17 protein-coding genes are annotated in these 21,459 nt (G+C 46.6%); 13 read left to right on the top strand and 4 right to left on the bottom strand.

All coding sequences use genetic code 11. The features are described 5' to 3' along the window. Positions 1-50 precede the first annotated feature (50 nt). From R3D00_05740 to R3D00_05720, 5 genes are all read left to right on the top strand, one after another. Positions 51-1,949, top strand: a complete 1,899-nt coding sequence (locus R3D00_05740; protein ID MEZ4772668.1) for a M1 family metallopeptidase — start codon at positions 51-53, stop codon at positions 1,947-1,949. Beyond that, positions 1,936-2,550, top strand: coding sequence for a DUF1684 domain-containing protein (locus R3D00_05735; GenBank protein MEZ4772667.1), 615 nt, complete (start codon positions 1,936-1,938; stop codon positions 2,548-2,550). The genes R3D00_05740 and R3D00_05735 overlap by 14 nt, the downstream gene beginning before the upstream one ends. A gap of 21 nt (positions 2,551-2,571) precedes the next feature. Then, the gene (locus R3D00_05730; GenBank protein ID MEZ4772666.1) at positions 2,572-3,270 is read left to right on the top strand and encodes a Crp/Fnr family transcriptional regulator; all 699 of its coding nucleotides are present in this window, start codon (positions 2,572-2,574) and stop codon (positions 3,268-3,270) included. A 12-nt stretch (positions 3,271-3,282) separates the two neighbouring features. Further along, positions 3,283-5,112 (top strand): DUF885 domain-containing protein, encoded by a 1,830-nt coding sequence (locus tag R3D00_05725; protein MEZ4772665.1) that lies wholly within the window; start codon positions 3,283-3,285, stop codon positions 5,110-5,112. 63 nt (positions 5,113-5,175) lie between these two features. Beyond that, complete coding sequence (locus R3D00_05720) at positions 5,176-6,636, top strand: hypothetical protein (GenBank protein ID MEZ4772664.1); 1,461 nt, start codon at positions 5,176-5,178, stop codon at positions 6,634-6,636. 6 nt (positions 6,637-6,642) lie between these two features. Here R3D00_05720 and R3D00_05715 read toward each other — a convergent pair whose 3' ends face one another. Then, on the bottom strand, positions 6,643-7,836 hold the full coding sequence (locus R3D00_05715; GenBank protein MEZ4772663.1) for a glycosyltransferase family 2 protein: 1,194 nt from the start codon (positions 7,834-7,836) through the stop codon (positions 6,643-6,645). Between the two features lie 229 nt (positions 7,837-8,065). On the opposite strand from R3D00_05715, the gene R3D00_05710 reads away from it, so the two are divergent. The 5 genes from R3D00_05710 to R3D00_05690 all read left to right on the top strand — a co-directional run bounded on the left by R3D00_05710 (position 8,066) and on the right by R3D00_05690 (position 14,942). Further along, complete coding sequence (locus tag R3D00_05710; GenBank protein ID MEZ4772662.1) at positions 8,066-9,358, top strand: hypothetical protein; 1,293 nt, start codon at positions 8,066-8,068, stop codon at positions 9,356-9,358. Continuing rightward, complete coding sequence (locus R3D00_05705) at positions 9,340-10,569, top strand: hypothetical protein (GenBank protein ID MEZ4772661.1); 1,230 nt, start codon at positions 9,340-9,342, stop codon at positions 10,567-10,569. The genes R3D00_05710 and R3D00_05705 overlap by 19 nt, the downstream gene beginning before the upstream one ends. A gap of 86 nt (positions 10,570-10,655) precedes the next feature. Next, positions 10,656-12,839: a Wzz/FepE/Etk N-terminal domain-containing protein gene (locus R3D00_05700; GenBank protein ID MEZ4772660.1), complete on the top strand. Its 2,184-nt coding sequence runs from the start codon at positions 10,656-10,658 to the stop codon at positions 12,837-12,839. A gap of 13 nt (positions 12,840-12,852) precedes the next feature. Continuing rightward, on the top strand, positions 12,853-14,052 hold the full coding sequence (locus R3D00_05695; protein MEZ4772659.1) for a glycosyltransferase: 1,200 nt from the start codon (positions 12,853-12,855) through the stop codon (positions 14,050-14,052). Positions 14,053-14,054: 2 nt separating this feature from the next. Further along, positions 14,055-14,942 carry a glycosyltransferase family 2 protein gene (locus R3D00_05690; GenBank protein ID MEZ4772658.1) on the top strand — a complete coding sequence of 296 codons (888 nt, stop codon included), beginning with the start codon at positions 14,055-14,057 and terminating at the stop codon, positions 14,940-14,942. Here R3D00_05690 and R3D00_05685 read toward each other — a convergent pair. Together R3D00_05685 and R3D00_05680 are read right to left on the bottom strand one after the other, a co-directional pair. Then, positions 14,928-15,104 (bottom strand): hypothetical protein, encoded by a 177-nt coding sequence (locus R3D00_05685; GenBank protein ID MEZ4772657.1) that lies wholly within the window; start codon positions 15,102-15,104, stop codon positions 14,928-14,930. The two genes, R3D00_05690 and R3D00_05685, sit on opposite strands and share 15 nt — an antisense overlap. Positions 15,105-15,172: 68 nt before the next feature. Beyond that, entirely contained in the window at positions 15,173-16,855 is a 1,683-nt protein-coding gene (locus R3D00_05680; protein MEZ4772656.1) for a S41 family peptidase, read from the bottom strand. Positions 16,856-17,006: 151 nt separating this feature from the next. Between R3D00_05680 and R3D00_05675 the strand changes: the two genes are divergently transcribed. Next, positions 17,007-17,513, top strand: coding sequence for a hypothetical protein (locus R3D00_05675; GenBank protein ID MEZ4772655.1), 507 nt, complete (start codon positions 17,007-17,009; stop codon positions 17,511-17,513). On the opposite strand, the gene R3D00_05670 is transcribed toward R3D00_05675, so the two are convergent. Continuing rightward, positions 17,510-18,478, bottom strand: coding sequence for an NAD(P)-dependent alcohol dehydrogenase (locus R3D00_05670; protein ID MEZ4772654.1), 969 nt, complete (start codon positions 18,476-18,478; stop codon positions 17,510-17,512). The two genes, R3D00_05675 and R3D00_05670, sit on opposite strands and share 4 nt — an antisense overlap. Positions 18,479-18,670: 192 nt before the next feature. Between R3D00_05670 and R3D00_05665 the strand changes: the two genes are divergently transcribed. Together R3D00_05665 and R3D00_05660 are read left to right on the top strand one after the other, a co-directional pair. Then, positions 18,671-19,126: a (2Fe-2S)-binding protein gene (locus R3D00_05665; protein ID MEZ4772653.1), complete on the top strand. Its 456-nt coding sequence runs from the start codon at positions 18,671-18,673 to the stop codon at positions 19,124-19,126. A gap of 61 nt (positions 19,127-19,187) precedes the next feature. Next, the gene (locus tag R3D00_05660; protein ID MEZ4772652.1) at positions 19,188-21,452 is read left to right on the top strand and encodes a molybdopterin cofactor-binding domain-containing protein; all 2,265 of its coding nucleotides are present in this window, start codon (positions 19,188-19,190) and stop codon (positions 21,450-21,452) included. Positions 21,453-21,459: the final 7 nt, after the last annotated feature.

Genomic DNA, 21,459 nt, shown 5'->3' with positions numbered 1-21,459 from the left:
CCAATTAACTTAAATTGCGGGATAAATGAACCGGACCCTGAACAGATATTATGAAAATAACCTATTTAGCCGGATGGATGAAAATTCTTCCGGTCGTGTTGTGGCTGGCTGGTTGCACCATTGAATCACCCGTAGAAGACGAAATTGCAGATCCGCACTCTTACTCCCGCCCTTATGAAGCGCGGGTCACTCATCTTGATCTGGACATTGTCGTAGATTTTGAAAAAGAAATTTTACAAGGAACGGCCCTGCTTACGGTTGAAAAAGTGCGCAGAAATGCAAAAGAGCTCTACCTGGATGTAAAAGATCTGGATATTCACTCGGTAATGATCTCCCCCGATGGTACAGATGAAAAAATTGCAACCTATAAATTAGGAGAAAATGACTCCATTATGGGGCAGGCGCTGATGGTGGAGCTCCGGCAAAATACCCGGTATGTGAGTGTGGTATACTCCACAAAACCTGGTGCTGAAGCCTTACAGTTTTTGCCCAAAGAACTTACGGCAGATAAGCGTTCGCCCTTTTTCCTGACACAATCTCAGGCGATCAACGCACGTACCTGGGTTCCGGTACAGGATAGCCCGGGCATTCGCTTTACTTACAACGCCACGGTCAAGGTACCCGACGGGCTGATGGCTGTAATGAGTGCCAAAAACCCCGTAGAGGTTATGCCCGGAGGCGTTTATTCCTTCGAAATGAAACAGCCGATTCCCGCTTATTTACTGGCACTGGCTGTGGGCGATTTTGTTTTCAGACCCGTAGGCGCACGTACCGGCATTTATGCAGAACCGGGAGTAATTGACGCGGCCGTTTGGGAATTTGCCGAAATGGAACAAATGATGACGATCGCTGAAGAACTCTACGGCCCTTACCAATGGGAAAGATATGATCTGATTGTCTTGCCGCCCAGTTTTCCCTTTGGTGGAATGGAAAACCCCCGGATGACCTTTGCTACCCCTACGGTCATCACAGGTGACCGATCCCTGGTGGCACTTGTAGCCCATGAGATGGCGCACTCCTGGTCGGGAAACCTTGTGACCAATGCCACATGGAATGATTTCTGGCTGAATGAAGGGTTTACGGTCTATTTTGAAAACCGCATCATGGAAAAACTCAAAGGCCGTGAATATTCGGAAATGCTGGCACAAATCAGTTATGAGGACCTGGAAGAAGAAGTAGAAGGTTTATGGCCGGATGATAGCCTTGACACCCGGCTGGCCATTGATCTTACAGGTAGAAACCCGGATGACGGGGTCGGCTCTATTGCTTACGACAAAGGGTATTTTTTTCTGAGACTTATTGAAGAAAATGTCGGCCGCGAGGCATTTGATGATTTCCTGAAGAGCTATTTTGCAGAAAATGCCTTCCAAACCATGACGACCGATCATTTTGTAACGATTCTTCAGCAAAATCTTCTCTCCAAATACCCAGACATGGAAATGAAAATCGAACTTCACGACTGGGTTTATGGAACCGGTATTCCCGATAATATTCCCTATCAGCCATCTGTCAGGTTTAAAGCGGTGGAAGATCAGGTTGCAGCCTGGATCGCAGGTATTTCTCCGGAAAAACTCACAACCACAGGATGGAGTTCACATGAATGGCAGCATTTTATTCGAAGCATGCCTGATTCGCTGAACATATCACAAATGGCAGCCCTCGACTCTGTATTTTCGTTGAGTAAAAATACAAATCCTGAAATTCAGTGTATCTGGTATGTAAAATCCATTCACAATCAATATACTCAGGCCCATCCGGCAATCCGGGCCTTTCTGAAAAAAGTAGGACGGAGAAAATTTCTTGAACCTATTTACAAGGAAATGGTTAAAACAGAAGAAGGGAAAAAACTGGCCCTCGACATCTACCAGGAAGCAAGACCCAATTATCACCCGATTGCCGTCACAAGTATGGATGTTATTTTGGATTATAAAAATCATGAGGATATTTAATTTATCACTACTGGTACTGGTGTTTATTTTCCTGACTGCTTTCTCGGGCTCTGACAAAGGCTATATCCGTAAAATAGAAAAACACCGCAGGCAGGTTCACAGGGAATTTAAAAACCCTGAAACTTCTCCTTTCAGGAAAGAAGCTTCAGCATTTCACGGGCTGGAATATTTTGCACCTGACCCTGCCTACCGGGTAGTCGCTCAGGTAAAACTTACTCCTGAAGCGCAGGCATTTGAGATGCCGACCAGCGACCCAAAGCGAAATAAAAAATTTGTATCCTACGCCCGGTTATCTTTTGAACTTAAAGGCGAAACTTTTGAGCTTCTGGCCTACCGCAACCTCCAGCTCGCAGGTGTAAAACAATACGAGGACCATCTGTTTCTCCCGGTTACCGACCTTACTACAGGTGCAGAGACTTACGGAGGTGGAAGATATCTCGACCTCAATGTACCCAAAGACAATACCATAGAAATCGACTTTAACCTTCTATATAATCCTTATTGTGCTTACAGCGACGGATGGTCATGCCCGATCCCGCCGCCGGAAAATTTCCTCAATACGCGTATAGAAGCAGGCGTAAAAGATTATCGGGCTCATTAACCTATAAAATCTTTTGATCCGATGAATACGGAAAATGGCAGTATATGGTACCTCGAAGAGGTAAACCTCCTGGAATGCTTTTGCCCAATCAACGGCGCGGAGGAAAATTATGCCAAACAACCCAAAAGGCAATATAAAAAGGGAGAGTTTATCTACTTCAGTGATGATAACTCTGATCGGGTATTTTTTATCCATAAGGGCGCAGTCAAAATTGCCGGATATACAGAAGACGGCAATGAAATGATTCGCGCGATTCTTCACCCCGGAGAGATATTTGGGGAAATGGCGGTTTACGGAGAAAATAAACGAAACGATTATGCCGCAGCAGTTGAAGATACGGAACTATGTATCCTCAGACGGGAAGATGTGGTCGGATTGATGCGTGATGTCTCCGGATTTCAGGATTTCCTCAACAAACTAATGGGGCAACGGGTGATTTACACTCAAAAACGCCTGGAATCGCTGCTTTTTAAAGATGCTAAAACACGAATCGCTGAATATATTCTGGAGCAAGCCCGAAAAAGTGGAAGAAATATCGTCGATGGCTCGGTCGTTATTCGCAACTACCTGACCCATCAGGAAATCGCAAACTTCACAGGTACATCCCGGCAAACAGTTACCACCATCCTCAACCAGTTTCGCGAAGACAATCTGCTGGACTTTGATCGAAAACGTATCAGAGTAAAAAATCTACAGAAACTGCAGGCCGAAGTGGCATAGACTTTTCTAAATATGAAAATCACGCTGCGACATCTACCAATCATTATCCTTTTAGCCTTGCTGCTGGCTGGTGGCATTTGGGTAGCCCGCTTTGCCTGGGACAGAGGGCACAATATCGACCAGTGGGCTGAGCGGGTAGCGGTCTCCATGATCGAAAATGATCCTGAGTTCTTAAGCCAGGTTCGCCCTTCGCTGCGCGACCAGGCAGGCAATTATGACCGGAAACTCACCAGCCGGGAAAGCCTGCTGAAAAAAAATGCCAGCCTCGCCGATGGATTTCTTCAGGAGATGGCACAAATCGATACCGTCGATTTTACAGACCGGCAGCGAATTACCCATACCCTTATCAGGCGTTCCTTACAGGCTGCAAAACAAAAAGCAGCCTTCGCCGATTATGTATTCTTCCTCAATCCTGTGGACGGACCGCAGGTCAGTTTACCGGGATTGTTTGCCCTTCACCATGAGATGACAACACAGGATGAGGCAAATCATTATCTGATCCGGCTCCGAAATGTAGATGAAAGTATTGAGGAAACGATCAAAGTTACCAGAGAAAGGGAAGCAAAAGGCATCCACCTTCCGCCTTCGCTCATTGCAGCGATGCGCGCACAAATCGCCCGGTTTCTGGCCATTCCACCAGATCAAAATCCATTTTATATAGGGTATGCACGAAAGCTGATCAAAATTGAGCCTACGGAAATCAACGAATACGAATCGGCAAACCTGCTGGAACAGTCTTCACATGTAGTGGAACAGGAAATTTACCCGGCATATACCCGGTTGGATGAGTTTTTGGCGCAGCTGCCTGCCAGAGAAGAGCCAGAAACTGGGGTATGGCAATGGGAAAATGGGGAAAAATTTTATGCACTTATGCTCGAAGAGGCGGGTATTTACGGACAAAAACCCGCTGACCTGCATGAAAAAGGGCAGAAAAGCGCCGATTCATTGGCTTTACTGCTGGCACGGGCACTCACCCTTCCCCATTCAGAAGAAAAATATCCGGGCAAACAGTTGCTTGCCTGGTCATCTGCACAACCTACTTCCTGCGTCACCGGGCAGATTCGGTACAACCCCTGCCTCACCGCATACCAGAAATTGTACAGGGAAACCCGCCCCATGATAGGCGGTATATTTGAAAATACCGAATCTCTGGCATCAGTTTCATTTATCCCTGCGGGAGAACATGACAATACCCTGCCCGTTTCCCTTCAGTATTTCCCATCAGCAGATTCCACCTTGCCTGACCGGTTGTGGATTCACCCTCAAATGCGCGAAAAACACAAACTGTATCGTAATCGCTCGGAAATTTACCGTTACCTTGTCCCAGGGGATCAATTTCGGCAAAGCCTGCTCACACGGCAAAATGATATACCGGAATTTCAGAAGTATCAGCAATACCCCGCTTTTGCAGAAGGATGGGCGTTGTATGCAGATTACATTATGGACCACGACCTGAATCAGTATTCAGGGGATTCGACGGGCCGCATCGCGTATCTTGAAGCCCAGTTGCGGGCAGCGGCAAACCTCGTTGCCGATACGGGTATTCACCATGAAAAATGGACAACTGCCCAGGGGAAAAAATACCTGATGGAAAAGGCCGGTTATTCTGACGAAGAAGCAGACGAAATGATCCAGGTCATACTCTCTCATCCGGGATTAGTTTGCAGTGCGTGGGAGGGTTTTTCACAATTGATACATATAAGGATGTACGCTGAAAAGATTCTTGGAAATAAATTTTACCTACCGGAATATCATAATGCTTTATTATTTACGGGTTCTGCGCCTGTTGATGTTGTAACGCTGGAAATCAGACGTTTGATTGAAAAAAAACTGGCAAGCTAATTGCTCTGGATAAGTTAAACAACTATTGAACAATACAATTCGACTCGTTGAAAGGAGGCGTATATGAACACAAAAACTACCATTTTTCTGAGTCTGCTCTTATTTTTTACAGCTGCAACCACGGAAGCGCAGGAGTTTTCTGAATGCGAGCGGGACTATTCCTTACTTCAGGAAACCACACAACCATCGACTGATGAAATTCAGGTTGGGGCAGAAATCTATCTTTCCCGCACTTATCTTCAGGCAGTGGAAGAAGGATATTTTGACCGTTCTCCCTCCGGAATGAAACATTGGATATATGTAAGACCAGCATCCCGCAAAGAGCTCAAGGAACCGGAAGTAGCAGAAGGTATGATTGAAAAGGTAGCAACCGACGGAAATATTTATACTCCTGACCGCACCCCCTCCTCCGTACATTTTTTCCAGCCTAACAGCAATTTTGAAGGAGACTATACGCCTGTCTGGGAAGATCCTTTTATGCAGATTCCCATGGGGCTTGAGCCTGTAAACGTGTTACCTCTCAGCAACAGACTATTCACCATCACCCAAAAAGCGCCCAACTATATTGTTGTAACTATTGGTGGAAAAGAATTGGTTTTTTATCCGGGATTTCCCCGTACGGAAGATGTATTTGATACGCAGCGAGTATTGGATAAACTTTCAGAAAAACAAAATCTGGCTGCGGCTGCCCTGCTTGGCAAAAATTTCCGGGTTGCTCATAGTCCCAATCTGAACTATCGGACCCGTCCCGGAGGCCTTAATCACAGTTTCGACCCATCGGTAGATAATATAGACTTTACGGTAAAAGATGTGATTGCAAACCGCAATGAAGTGCTCCTCGCTTATCAGAAAGCGACAGAAGTACTCTATCTTGTCATCGATAAAGACTCCGATTTCAAATTGTATGAAATGGATTGTATTTCGGTTGCCCAGCGGGAAAGAACCGTCGTGATTCCTATGAAGCAGGACGATATTAGCGTGACCTTAAATTCCATTGTGAAAAAAGAGGATTTTGTGGGCGAAATACTGAAAAATGAATCACTCGTCGCCGGCCTGTACGATCGTTTCAGGTTACAGGAAGACGGGCTTCGGGGGGAAGGAAGTTATACTTATATTTTCCATGAGATGGATGAAGAGGCTACTACGCCCTGTATCAAAGCAGATCTGGACGAAAAAGGAGAATTATTCCTTTCCTCCACATTCAGCTCGGAAAAAGGACTTTATCACACACGCGTTGAAATCCATATTGCAGATCAACAGCCGTTAATCAGCAGCCGGATTCCCACCCTTGACAAACGCAGTGTACGTTATCAGAAAAAAGGTGTGCTGGTTGAAAAGATTCGCTTCCCCGTCGGAGGGGATCAGGGTATCATCGAGGCGATTGCCCAAAACCCTGAGAAGGCAGTAACGGTACGTTTTATTGCAGGAGGATCATTCTTCCAGGATATAGAACTCGACCAGACCTATAAAGAAGAAATCCGCGATGCGTTTCTTTTTTCACAGGTCCTCAAGGCAAAAAAATAATCTGTTTCAGGAAGTTTTCCCTGTTCCCCGGCGAGAGGCTTTCTCCCATATTACGGATTGTTGCCCCCGAATCAGTCGAAAAAAACCGGCAAATACAGCATAATTCATCAGGCAGAAATAGTAGGGAATAAATAGCGGTTTCAGCCGTATATGCCGGTGTTCCAGCATATACCCTGCCCATGCTGCCAGGTAAAAGAGTATTTGGCCCGCCAAAATCAGTTGATACGTCCATTCCCCCTGCCATGCGAGGATCAGATTGCTCAACGCCACAATCGGCAACCCCAGGGGGGCAAGGGTCCAGCGAAGCACCCGATGAGAAATATACTGAAAGGAAAGCACACCATATCTTAAAGGATTGAGCAAAGCGCGAAGTCGCCCGACAGCCTGAAGGCCGCCTGCGGCAATCCGGATTTTTCGCTTCAGTTCCTCCGAAGCAGAGGCCGAAGGCCCTTCGAGCGCAAACGCATCAGGCGCATACGCCACACGATACCCTCGCAGAGCGATTTTTACGGTCAGCACAAAATCCTCGATCAACGTATCTTCGGGTAGTGCTTCAAACAGCTCTGTGCGAATGGCAAACAGTTCTCCCGCAGCGCCAACGACCGAATAGAGCCTGGCGTCCCAGGTTTTAAGCAGCGATTCATACCGCCAGTACAATCCCTCTCCCGCCCCGGACGCATTATCGGCATCCTCGCTCAAAATTCGCTTTTCGCCTGCCACAGCACCCGTTTGAGGGTGAAAAAGATGTTTGACCAAATTGCGTATAGCAGCCCGGTTGAGCAGGGTATTTGCATCTGTAAATACCGTCACCGGCGTAGTCACCCGTGGCATCACACGACTGACCGCAGCTATTTTACCTGCCCGAACCGGTTGGTGAAGATGGAGAAGAGAAGGATAACGTTGGAGAATTTCCGAACTGTGATCATCAGATCCATCAGTCACAAAAATTACCTTAATGCTTTCGGCGGGGTAATCCAGCGCAAGGGTATTGAGAATTTTTTCTTCAAGAATTTCCGCCTCGTTATAAGCAGCAATTACAACAGTAACTTCCGGTACAAAATCAGCAGATACCTGAAAATCAGACAGGTTAAGCCATCCCTTTATTTTGACCAGCAGGCCCAGTATCAGCCCATAGCCGATATAGGCATAAAAAATGACAGCAAGGGAACTCCAGAAAAGAATTTCGAAAGCATGAAGCATATACAAAGGTAACAGATAGTTAATTGATTATTCAATCTAAAGTCAACCGGTAGTACAACTCAACATGGATTTTTCCCCGATCAGACTACCAGACGGGCAGCCAGCCGCCATTCTATATGTCAGCGGTTATTCTCTCATTATATTTATTAGGTTAAAGCCCCTGATCTTTCTGTACTGATGCATACATAAACAGCCTGAGCAAGGGGCCGGCGGGCAGCTTTTGATTATCATGCGGAGAATTACACATATCAATTCCTTGACAGGTTCTAAAACCGGAAAATTTTTCCTGGTAGCTTTATTGTTGCTCAGCGGTTGGGTAATTGTAAGGAGGACGGACTCTTTCACCTATCAGACAAGGATTACCATCAGGCCCGATTCGGTTTTGAGGAAGGAAATGTTTTTGCCGGAAACCTTCCTGCAAGCATATGCGATACCTGCCAGAGAAATGGAAAAAACATTGCTGCTCAATGCACTGCGCAATACCGGTATTCGGCTGGCGGTACATGACCTTTCCACACCAACGCCATTCCGAATTGTACCAGAAAGCTATTCCGCCGAACAAAAACAACAATACCGCGATCAGTTTGCCCAATATCTTCACACGCAGGATCCCCAAATTCTCCTCATGAACCATCCGCAGAAATTACTTTTGCAAATGGGATATGATGCACAAAGTCTTTTTCAAAACCTGAAAATCATCTGGGAAAAGGACGGAAACGCCGGAATCATTTCTTTCTCCAGCGAAAACGATCTTTTATCGGCCTTTGTCGTCAATGATTTGTGCAGGGAAATCGTACAGGTGGATCAGGCGTTATTACAAACCAACGTACAGACAGAGATCAGCGTCATTCAGCAGCAGTTAAATGTTTTGGCCGACAACTGGACCCCCGATTTTGATGAAGAGCGATTTGCCATGAAGGTTGACGGCCGCCAGTACTGGCTACATCCCCATTATCCCCGGCTCACCATGTTTGAGGTAAGGGAAAACGCGCAGACCCAATCAGCGATTAAACATATTCAAAATTTGGAGAAACAGCAGGAGATACGGATGAAGGAAGCAAGTGATATCATCGCCGAAGGTCAGCATATACTCCGTTATCTGAAAAATTTACAGGAAGAATATCCAACGGACAGCTACCAGACATTGGCAAACACCATTCGGCTGCACGCACAGAGGCTCCAGGAGCTCAGCCTTGAGGTCAACAACCTGGACCAGGATATTGAAGCCGCACATCAGGAAATTATTCCTTTCTATGGAGAGACAAATTGGACCATTATCCCAAGAAGAAACACCAGCAATGATAGTAGAGAATATCAGGAAATGATCACCAGCGCCAATACGATGGCGTACCTTTCATACAACAACTTTTCGCGATTTCAACAAGACATAGCCCACAACAACGTAAGGAGAATACCGAATCTTTTAAACTTCCTCTGGATTACATTAGGCATTGTGATTTGCCTCCATTTTGGCGGGCTTTTCAAAGAAAAATTATTACTCTTATGGGCAAAAGAAAAATAAACAGCGGAGTTTGGGGCCGTGTCAAAGCGGGTGTAGTGATTGCTGTTTTTCCAACTGCAATTATGGGGCTGATTTATGCGATTTTCACTTTCCTTCCCCGGTCATTCACCTCTGAGGCCCGGATACAGGTCGTTGCACTCGATAAAAATGAAACCGAGGAAAGTCTGAACAACCGGATTCATGAATTAGTCTCCTCCATGAACCAGCCGCGAATGCAAAGTCTGCTGGCATTCCGCCTGGCGATACATGATATGGAAAAAACACCTTTTTTCCCCCATGAAGAGTTAGAAGGTGCCTATCCCGAAGAAATGCGCCTATTTGCAGTCGAAGCAATCAAAGAAAAAAGGGAGAAACTTCAGCTCGGACTTTCGCCGTCTTCTCTGGACAGTATGATCACAGATATTCTGGAAAGGATGAATTATACGCCCGAAAAAATCAACCGGGACTTATCGGTCAGGCGAATTCCCAATACAGACCAAATCAGTATTCAGGCACATTCACCAGAGTCAGAACTCGCTACTTACATGGTCAATGTCTATGCAGAAGAATATATTCGGTATTATGAAATTGTCGGAAAAGAAAGATTGAGTAAATCTGTTGATCTTTTGGAGCGATTATTGGAGCAAAAACGTACGGAGCTGGAAGAAAAATCTAACCGGCTTCAATTTCACCGAGAGTTTATCCGGAGTCAGGCCCGGCATTCCGAAATTGCAGGAATACTGACGAGGATCAGTACACTGGAGATCAACAAAAAAGAAGAAGAGGCACTTATCGAAAGCCTGAAAACGGTTATGCTCAAAAATAAAAAGGATAAAAATCAGCAGACAATCATCAGGACCTCCAATTTTGCACAAAACACCCGGACCGACGATCGTGAATTGATGGTAGAATTGGGAAGTGCGCTGGCAAGAAAACAGTTTCTGGAGCAACAAATTCAGTATCTTCGCGGGAAACTTACCCTCAAAGAAGAAACAGCTCTTGCCCCTTACAGGTTGGAAATGGAAGCCGCAAGGGAAGCGTATCTTGAAGTTTTGGGTAAATTGAAGGCGACCAAAGATTCGGCGGTAAGCCTTTCTCATTCGCTAAAGCAGGTGACCTGGGGTAAATCCCGGTTTCCGCTACATGAAGCACCGCTATTTCTGGCAGTACTTGCAGGCATGGCGGCTTTGATTTTGTGGGTGGCTTTTTTACTGAATATAAAGTATTTATAAAATACCCTGTTATTCGGAAAAGGAATCCGTCCCTTTTTTCAAAGAATAATTTGATTATTTCGCAAGCGTGATTTATTTGTATTTCTATGGACCTTTTGCACTTTACAAAAGTATTGCTTCGAAGAAAATGGCTGATTCTGGCAGTAACTACACTCGCTATGGTCACGACTTTTCTCATTACCAGAAATGCTCCCAAAAAGTATAAAGCGCATGCGCGTTTGTCCTCGGGGATCACTGAGGGTAACGATGAAATATTTTCCCTGAGCGATATGCAGGGAAAGCAAAAATATGAAATCGAAGCTAAGTTTCGTGGAATGGAAGAACTTATCCAGTCCCCACAAGTCTTAAGCCTCGTTTCCTATCAGCTTATGCTTCACGACCTCGACAATACGGAACCCATGCGCAATCTCGGTGCTGTCAGGACGATGTACTCGGCTGATGAAATACGTGTCGCAAAAAAACGATACAAAACCCGGCTCGACTCCCTGCAGGTGTTACTTTCAACCGACGAACTGGAGCGAAAACATATTGATATCCTTCGCCTGATGAGGTATGATGATGCCTCTCTCAAGGAAGATCTTATCGTAAAGCGGATTCCGGGAACTGATTTTATCAGTATTGAATATGAATCCGAAAGCCCCTATCTGTCTGCGCTTGTGGTAAATACGATCTGTCAGGAGTTTATCCGTTTTTATAACCGCTCACAAGCTTCTCAGGCACGCAATAGTGTGAGTTATTTCTCCCAGATGCTCGGCGAGAAAAAACATGACCTCGATGAAAAAATGCAGGCCTGGGATGCTTACCGTAAATCCGAAGGCGTTGCAGATATCTCCAATTCGGCACAAGACATACTTAGCCTCGTAACCGAGCTGGAAACAGAGCGGGAAAAAGCCAACCAGGAGATATTTTCCGCAGAAAGAAAACTCATAGAAATTGACAACTACTTTGCCGGAAGTGAGAAAAAACCTTATCTCGAAACAGAAGTTACCCGTGGGGGAAACCAGGTGATGATTCTTCGCAACCGCCTGGGAAGACTCAACAACAAATATGTTCGTATGGGCTTTAAAGCCCAGGGTATTCTCGACTCGCTGGCTACCACACGAAGAGAACTAGCCGAAGAACTTTTTCAGTCTGTATCTGAAGAATACGGAACCCCTGATGCCGAGCGGAAAAGACTGATCAATCAGAAGATCGACAGCGAACTGCGCATTGAAATTGCCAGAGGTCGCATTACTTCTATCGACAGAGAACTCAAGCGACTGGGAAATCAGGCTGGGACATTTACGGTCAGCGAAGCCTCTCCTTCCTCCTACGGAAAAGAAGTAGAACTCGCACGCGACGCTTACCTTACGGTCTTGTCCAAACTCAACGAAGCCAAAATGGCCTCCCAAAATGCAACGCTTGGCTCTGTAAGTCAGGTGGAGTTTGTACAACCTCCGGATAAACCAGAACCTTCCCGCACGCTGATGCTCGTCGTATTGAGCGGACTGATTACCGGGGCGCTCTGTATTTCGGCTATTTTCCTGATGGAGTACCTCGATACAAGCATCCGTTATCCATCCAACTTTGTCGCTCAGACCGGGTTAAAATATCTCGCGCCCCTCAACCGACTGACCAATACCAATCTGGACCTCGTTTCGCTCTTCAACGAAACCCACAAAAACCCCAGCCTGGAAAACTACAAACAATTGCTCAGGAAAGTGCGCCACGAAATCATTGAGGAAGGGCCCAAAACCTTATTGATCACCAGTACAAAAAGCGATTCCGGGAAAACCTCCCTGCTGATTTCGCTTGCTTACTCTCTCAGTCTCAGCGGAAAAAAAGTCCTGATTATTGACACCAATTTTAAAGACAATTCGCTGACACAGATTACCGGTGCGTCTCCTTCACTGGAAAAATATATCAAAAAAGATATGCCACGCAAAGCATTGATTTCCTCGTCTGTATTTAAAGGTGTGGATGTTATTGGCTGTGAAGGTGGTAATTTTTCGCCCGCAGAAGTCCTCGACCCCGAGGATTTTGAAAATCTGCTGATCGAACTCTCCGAAAAATATGACCATATCCTGATGGAAGGTGCGCCACTCAATAAGTATGCAGACTCTCAGGAACTTAGCAGATTTGCTGCCAAAGTATTGCCGGTATTCTCGGCAACCACGTCTATTGACGCTGCCGACCGCGCTTCTATCGATTATTTGAAAACCCTTGAGCATGAAGGGAAATTGATGGGTTCGGTACTCAATAAAGTAGAAATGCGCAACCTGAATCAATGATTTCGGTAAATCAATGATTGTAATTGAGCTGATTTTACTCCTGTATTTTCTGTATGTGGTATTTTACACACTGGTTTTCTCCCTGGCAGGTGTCCTCCATCCGCCAAGGATAAATCGGCCTACTACTTCAGAGCGGGCCCGAAAAATAGCCGTACTGATTCCGGCTTATAAGGAGGATGCTGTTATCATTTCTTCAGCGACCAGGGCATTACATCAGAGTTATTCTCACGAACATTACGAAGTGGTGGTCATTGCCGACAATCTTCGCCCTGAGACCATGCTGCAATTGCGCCAGTTGCCCATCCGACTGGTCGAGGTATCATTTGAAGTATCCACCAAGGTCAAGGCACTCAGGGCAGGTATGGCAGCGCTGACAGAAACGTATGACCTCGCCGTTATTCTGGATGCAGACAATGTCATGGAAAATGATTTTCTGGAAAAAATATCGGCTTCCAGAGATGCCGGATTTTCTGCCATTCAGGGAAGAAGAACCGCAAAAAATTCCAACACAAAACTTGCGGTGCTGGATGGCCTCAGCGAAATGCTCAACAACCATATTTACAGGCAGGGAAGTAGCGCACTTGGCCTTTCGGCATCCCTGAGCGGCTCTGCTATGGCTTTTGACTATTCGCTGCTGGCGGAGGTACTCGCTGATATGGACAATACCGGAGGATTTGACCGGGATATGGAAGTACGACTGGGCATTCGGGGCGTAAAAGTAAGGTATGTGCGGGATGCCGTTGTCTACGACGAAAAAGTAGCACACCAGGAAGCATTTGCGAACCAGCGAAGGCGCTGGATTGCGAGCCAGTATCAATATCTGGCAAAACACTTTATAACGGGAATGAAGGCATTGTTTCGGGGAGATTTTTCGCTGTTCAACAGTGCGGTTTTTCGCAATATTCAACTGCCGCGTGTGATCAATATCGGCCTGCTTGGCATGGTTGCCATGATTTCGATTCCTCTGCATCCATGGCTGAATTTACCCGTATTGACCTGGTGGGGATTGCTTGCATTGCTTGGACTGGCATTGGCGCTGGCCGTACCTTTATCGTTTTACAACCGAAGATTTTTTCAGGCATTGATAACATTGCCCGGCACTTTTTTCACCATGTTTACCCTGCTCTTTAAGTTAAAAGGAGCCAATAAACAATTTATCCATACACCACATGGAGAGACAGAAAACGAAGTAATACCCGGCAACAAACCCTGAGGATGATTTCCATTATCACCATCAATTACAATCAACCCGATGCTACGCGCGCATTTCTACATTCCTGCCGGGAACTTACCGGTCCGGAGCGGGAGATCATTGTTGTGGATAATGCTTCCCAAAACCCGCCCGATGCAGCTTTTCAGGCAGACTTTCCCGAAGTAACTTTTATATTGAGTCCCCAAAATCTTGGATTTGCCGGGGGAAACAATCTGGGGATACAGGCAGCTAAAGGCGACTATTTTTGTTTTCTCAACAATGATGTGATCACTACGCCCGATCTGCTGGAAAAGCTCCTGAATACACTAAAAAACCACCCCGATGCAGGCGGAGTCAGTCCGGTTATTCATTACATAAATCCGCCGGGAGTCATTCAGTACGCAGGTTATACGCAGATTAATCCCTGGACGGGGCGCAACCATGCCATAGGCAAAGGTCAACCAGATACCGGGCAATACCATTCTACCATGCATACAGCTTATCTTCACGGAGCTGCGATGATGGTCGGAAGAGCCGTGGTCGAAAAAACAGGTTCCATGCCGGAGGTTTTTTTTCTCTATTATGAGGAACTGGACTGGTGTGAGCAGATGCGCAGGAAAGGATTTGAATTGCTGGTTGAGCCAACCGCGCTGGTTTTCCATCATGCTTCGCTCAGTGTAGGCGGAGAAAGTACCCTTTGGACGTATTATTACAACCGAAACCGCATCCTGTTTATGAAGCGGAATACATCCGGGTTCCAGTTTGCTTTTTTTCTCGTCTATTTTTATTCAATGGTGGTTCCCCGTACCGCCTTGAGGTATTTATTTTCAGGAAAAACCCTGCATATCAAAGCCTTATTGAGGGCGCTAAGAGAAGTACCCGATAAGACAGGCCCGTCAAACAACTTCTGATTCCTTTTGAGTTTTTTTAACTTTTCGGGAAAGCGACCTTTCCTTCATACGTTTCTGATAAGCCCGGTTGTCGCTGACGATAAAGATGACACCGAGGATCACAATCAGCAAAATGACACTAAAAATTACCAACTGAAGTGAAGAGATGCCTAATGTAGCCATATATCTTAGGTTAAGGGTTGTATTATCAGATAACCATAAAATACAGGGGAATATTTTAAATATACCGGCTATTTTTCAGGATTTAAAATTTTCCCATATCGAATAGTATCATTCAGCACTGCGACTGCAGCCAGAATATCCGGGTCATCCTTAAACGAAGCTTCCAGCACACCTTGTTTGTAATAGTATCGGTTGATCAGTTCTTTTTTGAGCAGGCGCGAAATTTCAGCTTTGTGTGTACGAATATCAGATTCTTTCAATGCAGAAAGCTGATCGGACAATTTTTTCAGTTCGGGGTCGATATCCGTCTTATACTGCTCTTTTTGAAGGATATCGCTCAGTCGCCTCAGGTCAGCTTCCGTTTCGGTACGGAACGTAAATCCTTTGGCGGAGACAAAAGCGACAAATGCTTCAAATATATCGTCAGTAATTTCGAATACCTGTGGCGGGGCAATAGAATCATACTTCAGGCTAAACCAGGTAGAAAAGTCGAAGATCATTCGTTGTTCTTCCAGTGCCCGGGTTACCGGCTGAAGCGCAGGTTTTTCGACCAACACTTCGGGGTCCACCCCTGCCCCATCATAAACGGTGCGACCATTGCGGGTTTTAAATGTTTTACGGAGGCTGTCGGCAATGCGATCTGCGGTTCCGTCCTGTCTGTGTTGTGTATAGTCAATAGCCTGGATACACCTGCCGCTTGGGGTATAGTATTTGGCAATGGTAATTTTCATCTGGGTATTGTAGCTGAGCGGACGCACATTTTGTACCAGCCCTTTACCAAAACTCCGCTGCCCGACAATGACACCTCTGTCGAGATCCTGAATGGCCCCGGCGACAATCTCAGAGGCACTGGCACTCCGGCCATTTACCAGCACGGTCAGGAGGATGTCGGTATCAACGGGAGGCATACGGGTACCGAAGGTATTTTGAGAATCGCGGGTACGGCCCTTCATCTCCACAATTTTTTCATTTTGCGGGACAAATACATTGGTCACATTGACCGCCTCATCCAGGCGCCCGCCGGGATTTCCGCGAAGGTCAAGAATAATGCCCTTCAGGTCAGGATTGCTTTTTTTGAGTTTGCGGGTCGCTTCGGCAACTTCGCTGCCAGCATCCTGCATAAAACCCGATAACAGGATATAGCCGATGTCTTCATTTACCATCCCCGAATAAGGTACATTTTCACCCTGCACTTCGGTACCGCCCCGTTGAAGAGAAATAGAACTGGCACTATTGTCTCCGGAACGGAAAATGGTCAACGCGACAGAAGAACCTTTTTCACCGAGGAGAAGGCTATTGATTTCATCCATCGACAACCCCTTGTTGGAAACCTGCTCTCCATCTATGCGGATGATTTCATCTCCTACCTTAAGCCCGGCCTCATCTGCAGGGCCATTTTCGTATAGTTCCATCAGGATGATTTTCCCGTCTCTCAATGTCACATCTGCCCCAATGCCGCTATATTGGCCCGAACCCATGAGCTTAGAGTAATCAATCTGACTCTCTGAATAATAATTGGTATAAGGATCCAATGAGCCCAACATCGCTTCTATGGCTGTACGCATAAGCTGTGTGGGGTTGGTTTCGTCTACATACTCGGAGTTCACATCTTTGTAAACTTCGGCAAAGATTTCCATGCTTTTGGAAATCTCAAAGTAGTCTCCTGCCGTTTGGGTGACAAATCCAAAGCTGAAAAAAACCAGCCCCGCTATTATCCATCCCCGCAGTTTTTGTCTCTGAAGAAATCGCATATTGAGTTTGTTTTCGTTCCTGATCGAAAAGTTAGGCAATTCCGGGCGTATATCCATGAAACATTTACCACGAATTTGTTTGGGGTAGAGCTGGAAGAATGTGTACCTTTGTTAGGTTTTTGGGGATTTACCAATATTTACTGTTTGTAATATGAAAACAACGGTCGTAGGATTGATCCTGATGTTCTGCCTCACAAGTGTACTCACCGCCCAGGTTTCAGAAGTTCAACTGGGAATGACAGAAGCAGACTTGCAACGTCATGCCAACCCCAGAGAGATCAGTGACGGGTTTGAGTTGGTCAGCCAGAGACCAGGTTTTTATGTATATGCCAACAAGTCCAACCCTTTCTACGAGATGCAGGTGGAGTTTACCATGCGTGATGGCATCGTAAGCATTATCAAAACTACTCATACAGGCAGAAACCCCAAATTCAGAAAAACCTTGATGGAGTATTACAACGAGGTTACTGCCGACTGGAAACACGATCCTCTATTGGAATCCAACGAAAGTATGGCCACCAGTTCGCGCAACAGCTTTAGCCAGTATAACCCCGAAGTAGAAGCATTTACAGATGCCGATATGCAGTACCTCTGCGTATTTATGTTTTACCACAACGGGGAGGAGAGCACCTTCACAAAAATGGAGCGGAAGTTTTAACCCACCCTGATCACAATTTTTCCCTTTACATTCCCTTCTCCGAAATAGCGAAGCGCCTCTGGAACCTCATCCAGCGAGTAATAGCTGTCTATTACCGATTTTACCTTTCCATTTGTAAAAAAAGCCTTCAAAATATCGAGATCTAAGTTGTTAGGTTTATGGAGCAAAATGCCCATTTTTTTATTGCTGGTAATCGATATCCATGGCGCCTGAATCAAAAGCTGGAAGATTCTATTTGTAGCACCGCCAACCATTACATAAATGCCTTCAGGTTTCAGTGAACGCCGGTAATCGGAAATCGGATGAAAAGCCATAACATCAAGCACCCGGTCATACTGCTGACCATTTTGAGTAAAGTCTTCTTTTTCATAATCAATCACATAGTCAGCACCCAGCGACAGCATGATATCCTGTTTTCCGGCACTGTCCACACCCGTAACTTCTGCGCCATACGATTTGGCCAATTGTATGGCGAAAGTACCCACTCCCCCACCCGCTCCATTGATCAATACCTTTTGTCCTGACTGAATAGGACTTTTCCAAACAAGTCCTTGTAATGCAAGAACTGCTGCCTGAGACATAGCAGCCGCTTCTTCGAATGACATATTTTCCGGTTTCAGCGACAACATATCTTCCCGCGCACATACATACTCCCCAAAACCACCCCAGCCGCACCTCGATATATCACCAAATACCGCGTCACCCGGCTTCAATTCTTTCACATTTTTGCCGCCTGATTCAACCACTCCAGACACATCGGCACCAAGAATATTGTATTGGGGTTTTAGCAGCCCGCCCAGCCGGGCTAGGAAGGGTTTCCCCCTAAGCAGATCCCAATCCCATGAATTTACTGACGAAGCATGAACTTTTATCAATACCTCATCGTCTTTGGGCACAGGCTTTTCCACCTCTCTTAATTCCAGCCTGTCGGGAGTACCGTATTCGTAATAAACAATTGCCTTCATCAGGGTATCTGCTTTATTGATCGCAATATACCGGAAAGACAGAAAATATGGGCTGAGAGTTGAAAGGGAACGTCATAAATGAAAATATGAACCTGATTTTCATCCGTCCTGCTTGAATTTTGCAGGATAATGTTTGCTTTACGCCATCGTCTTTTAGAAAAAAATCCTTACTTTACTGTAAATATTACCATCGTGGCTACTTTTAATCTTTCGATCAACGGACAAAAACATCAGGTAGATGTCGATCCCGACACTCCCATCCTTTGGGTACTCAGAGACCATCTGAATCTGGTGGGAACTAAATATGGCTGTGGAATCGCTATGTGCGGCGCATGTACCATTCACCTTGACGGGGTAGCTTTGCGCTCCTGTCAGTTGCCTGTTTCGGCAGTTGGCAACAAGTCCATCACTACCATCGAGGGTCTCTCTGAAAATGGCGACCATCCCGTGCAAAAAGCATGGCTGGAACTGGACGTGGCCCAATGTGGCTACTGTCAGGCCGGGCAAATCATGAACGCTGCGGCCTTGCTGAAAGCCAATCCTAACCCCACCGATGCGGAAATTGAAGCTGCCATGAACGGCAATATCTGCCGATGCGGTACTTATACCCGTATCAAAGCAGCAATCAAAGCCGCTGCCAACGCTTAGTACGCTTCCTTTCCAAATGTTTCTGTACCCTTCGGCTATTAACCCCTCATAAACGCAGACAATGACGATTGTAAAAACATCCTATAGCAGACGTTCTTTTTTGAAAACCACGGCGCTCGCCGGGGGTGGTATGATGCTCAGTTTTAGCTGGCTGGCCTCCTGCGTAACAAAACCAGCAGATGTGCTAACCATGCCCAAGGAGTGGTTTGAATTAAATGGTTATCTGAAAATTGGGGAAAACGGGTTGGTTACCATCATTTCCCCCAACCCGGAAATAGGCCAGAATGTAAAAACTTCCATGCCCATGATTGTAGCGGAAGAGCTGGACGTGGACTGGAAAACAGTCATTGTAGAGCAGGGGCCGCTCAATACAGATATATTTACACGCCAGTTGGCAGGAGGAAGTCAGTCTATCCGGCAGGGATGGCCGGGGCTGCGTATGGCAGGCGCTACGGCCCGGCATATGCTGCGCGAAGCAGCTGCCCAGGCATGGCAGGTACCTGTCGCCGAAATCACCACAGCCGCGGGTATTCTGTATCATACAACCAGCGGAAAGTCAGCCGGTTATGGCGAAATGGCTTCCGCCGCAGCCCATATTCCCGTACCGCCCGAGGTGCAACTGAAAGATGTAAAAGACTTTACCATCATCGGCACTTCCCGCAAAAACGTGGATGGCCCCAAAATTGTGACCGGGCAGCCACTCTACGGACTGGACTATCGCCGCGAAGGAATGCTGATCGCCATGGCGACACATCCGCCGGCATTTGGATTAAAGCTGAAATCCGTGGACGACGCCGAAGCCAGGGCCATGCCAGGGATAAAAGATATTTTCACGATCAATACCTTCAATGAAGGGTATGACAAACACATGTTTGATGCCACGGCTTTTCCCGAACTTGTAGTTATCGTAGGCAACACTACCTGGGAGGTAATGAACGCAAAGAAGGCATTAAAAGTAGAATGGGAGCCGATACAGGATTATACAGATACTTTCGCCCACTTTATTACCGGTGCAAAAAGTTCAAGAAAAATGCCTGCCGGATTGGAAAACACCAGTGCGCATACGACCAATATGGCCGAACTGGGCGCAAAACTGGCAAAAGTATCCCGTAAAGACGGCGATCCGGAAACGGCCTTCAAAAATGCGGCGAAGGTGATCGAACGGTCTTACACAGCCCCATTTCTCGCTCACAATACCATGGAGCCGATGAACTTTTTTGCCCATGTAACAGGAGATAAAGCCGAACTGGTGGGACCGGTACAAACACCCGAATACATGGAAAAAAGCGTGTCTGCCCGTCTGGGTATTCCGCTCGAAAATATAGATATACAGATGACCCGCATGGGTGGAGGATTTGGAAGGAGACTTTACGGACATTTTCTGGTAGAGGCTGCCGTCATTTCACAAAAAATGAACGCGCCCGTCAAGTTGATCTATTCCCGTGAAGACGACATGACCAACGGTAATTACCGCCCTGCCTACCACGCCACATATCGCGCAGCGCTGGACGCTGACAATAACCTGATTGGCTTCCACGTCCGCGCCGGAGGCATACCCGAAAGTCCGCTCGCAGCCAACCGTTTCCCTGCGGGAGCATTGGACAATTACCTCGCAGAGGAATGGGCGCTGGATTCCAATATCAGCATCGGCGCTTTCCGCGCGCCGAGGTCAAATTTTATTGCCGGCGCAGAACAAGCCTTTCTCGACGAAGTAGCAGAAGCCATGGGGAAAGATCCGATTGCATTCCGCCTGGAGCTTTTGGAACGCGCCAAAACCAATCCGGTCGGCACCAACAACGACTATGATGCGGCCCGTTATGCAGGAGTACTGGAACTGGTGAGGGAAAAATCAGGTTGGGGAAAAAATGACCAGCCCGACGTACACAGAGGCGTTTCCGCCTATTTCTGTCACAATTCCTATGTGGCGCAGATACTCGATCTGGTGATGGAAGATGGAAAACCCGTGGTAGAAAAAGTTCATTGTGCCATTGACTGCGGGATTGTAGTAAACACCATTGGCGCAACCAACCTTGCAGAAGGCGGCATCGTGGACGGAATCGGCCACGCATTATACAGCGGCCTCACATTTAAGGACGGCGCACCGGAGCAGAGCAATTTTGACAAATACCGCCTCATCCGCCACCGCGAAGCACCGAAATCCATTGAAGTACATTTTGTGGAAAACGAAATAGATCCGACCGGTTTGGGCGAACCACCGTTCCCCCCAATCGTAGGAGCCCTCGCCAACGCCCTGTACAAAGCGACAGGCAAGCGATTTTACGACCAACCGTTTATGAATGCCAGGGGCAAGAATGAGTTGGGGTAGAATCGAA

The organism is Bacteroidia bacterium (assembly GCA_041391665.1).
Lineage (GTDB): Bacteria > Bacteroidota > Bacteroidia > J057 > J057 > JAGQVA01.
The sequence above is the reverse complement of the archived record's forward strand: the minus strand, read 5'-3'. Positions and strand labels throughout refer to the sequence as shown.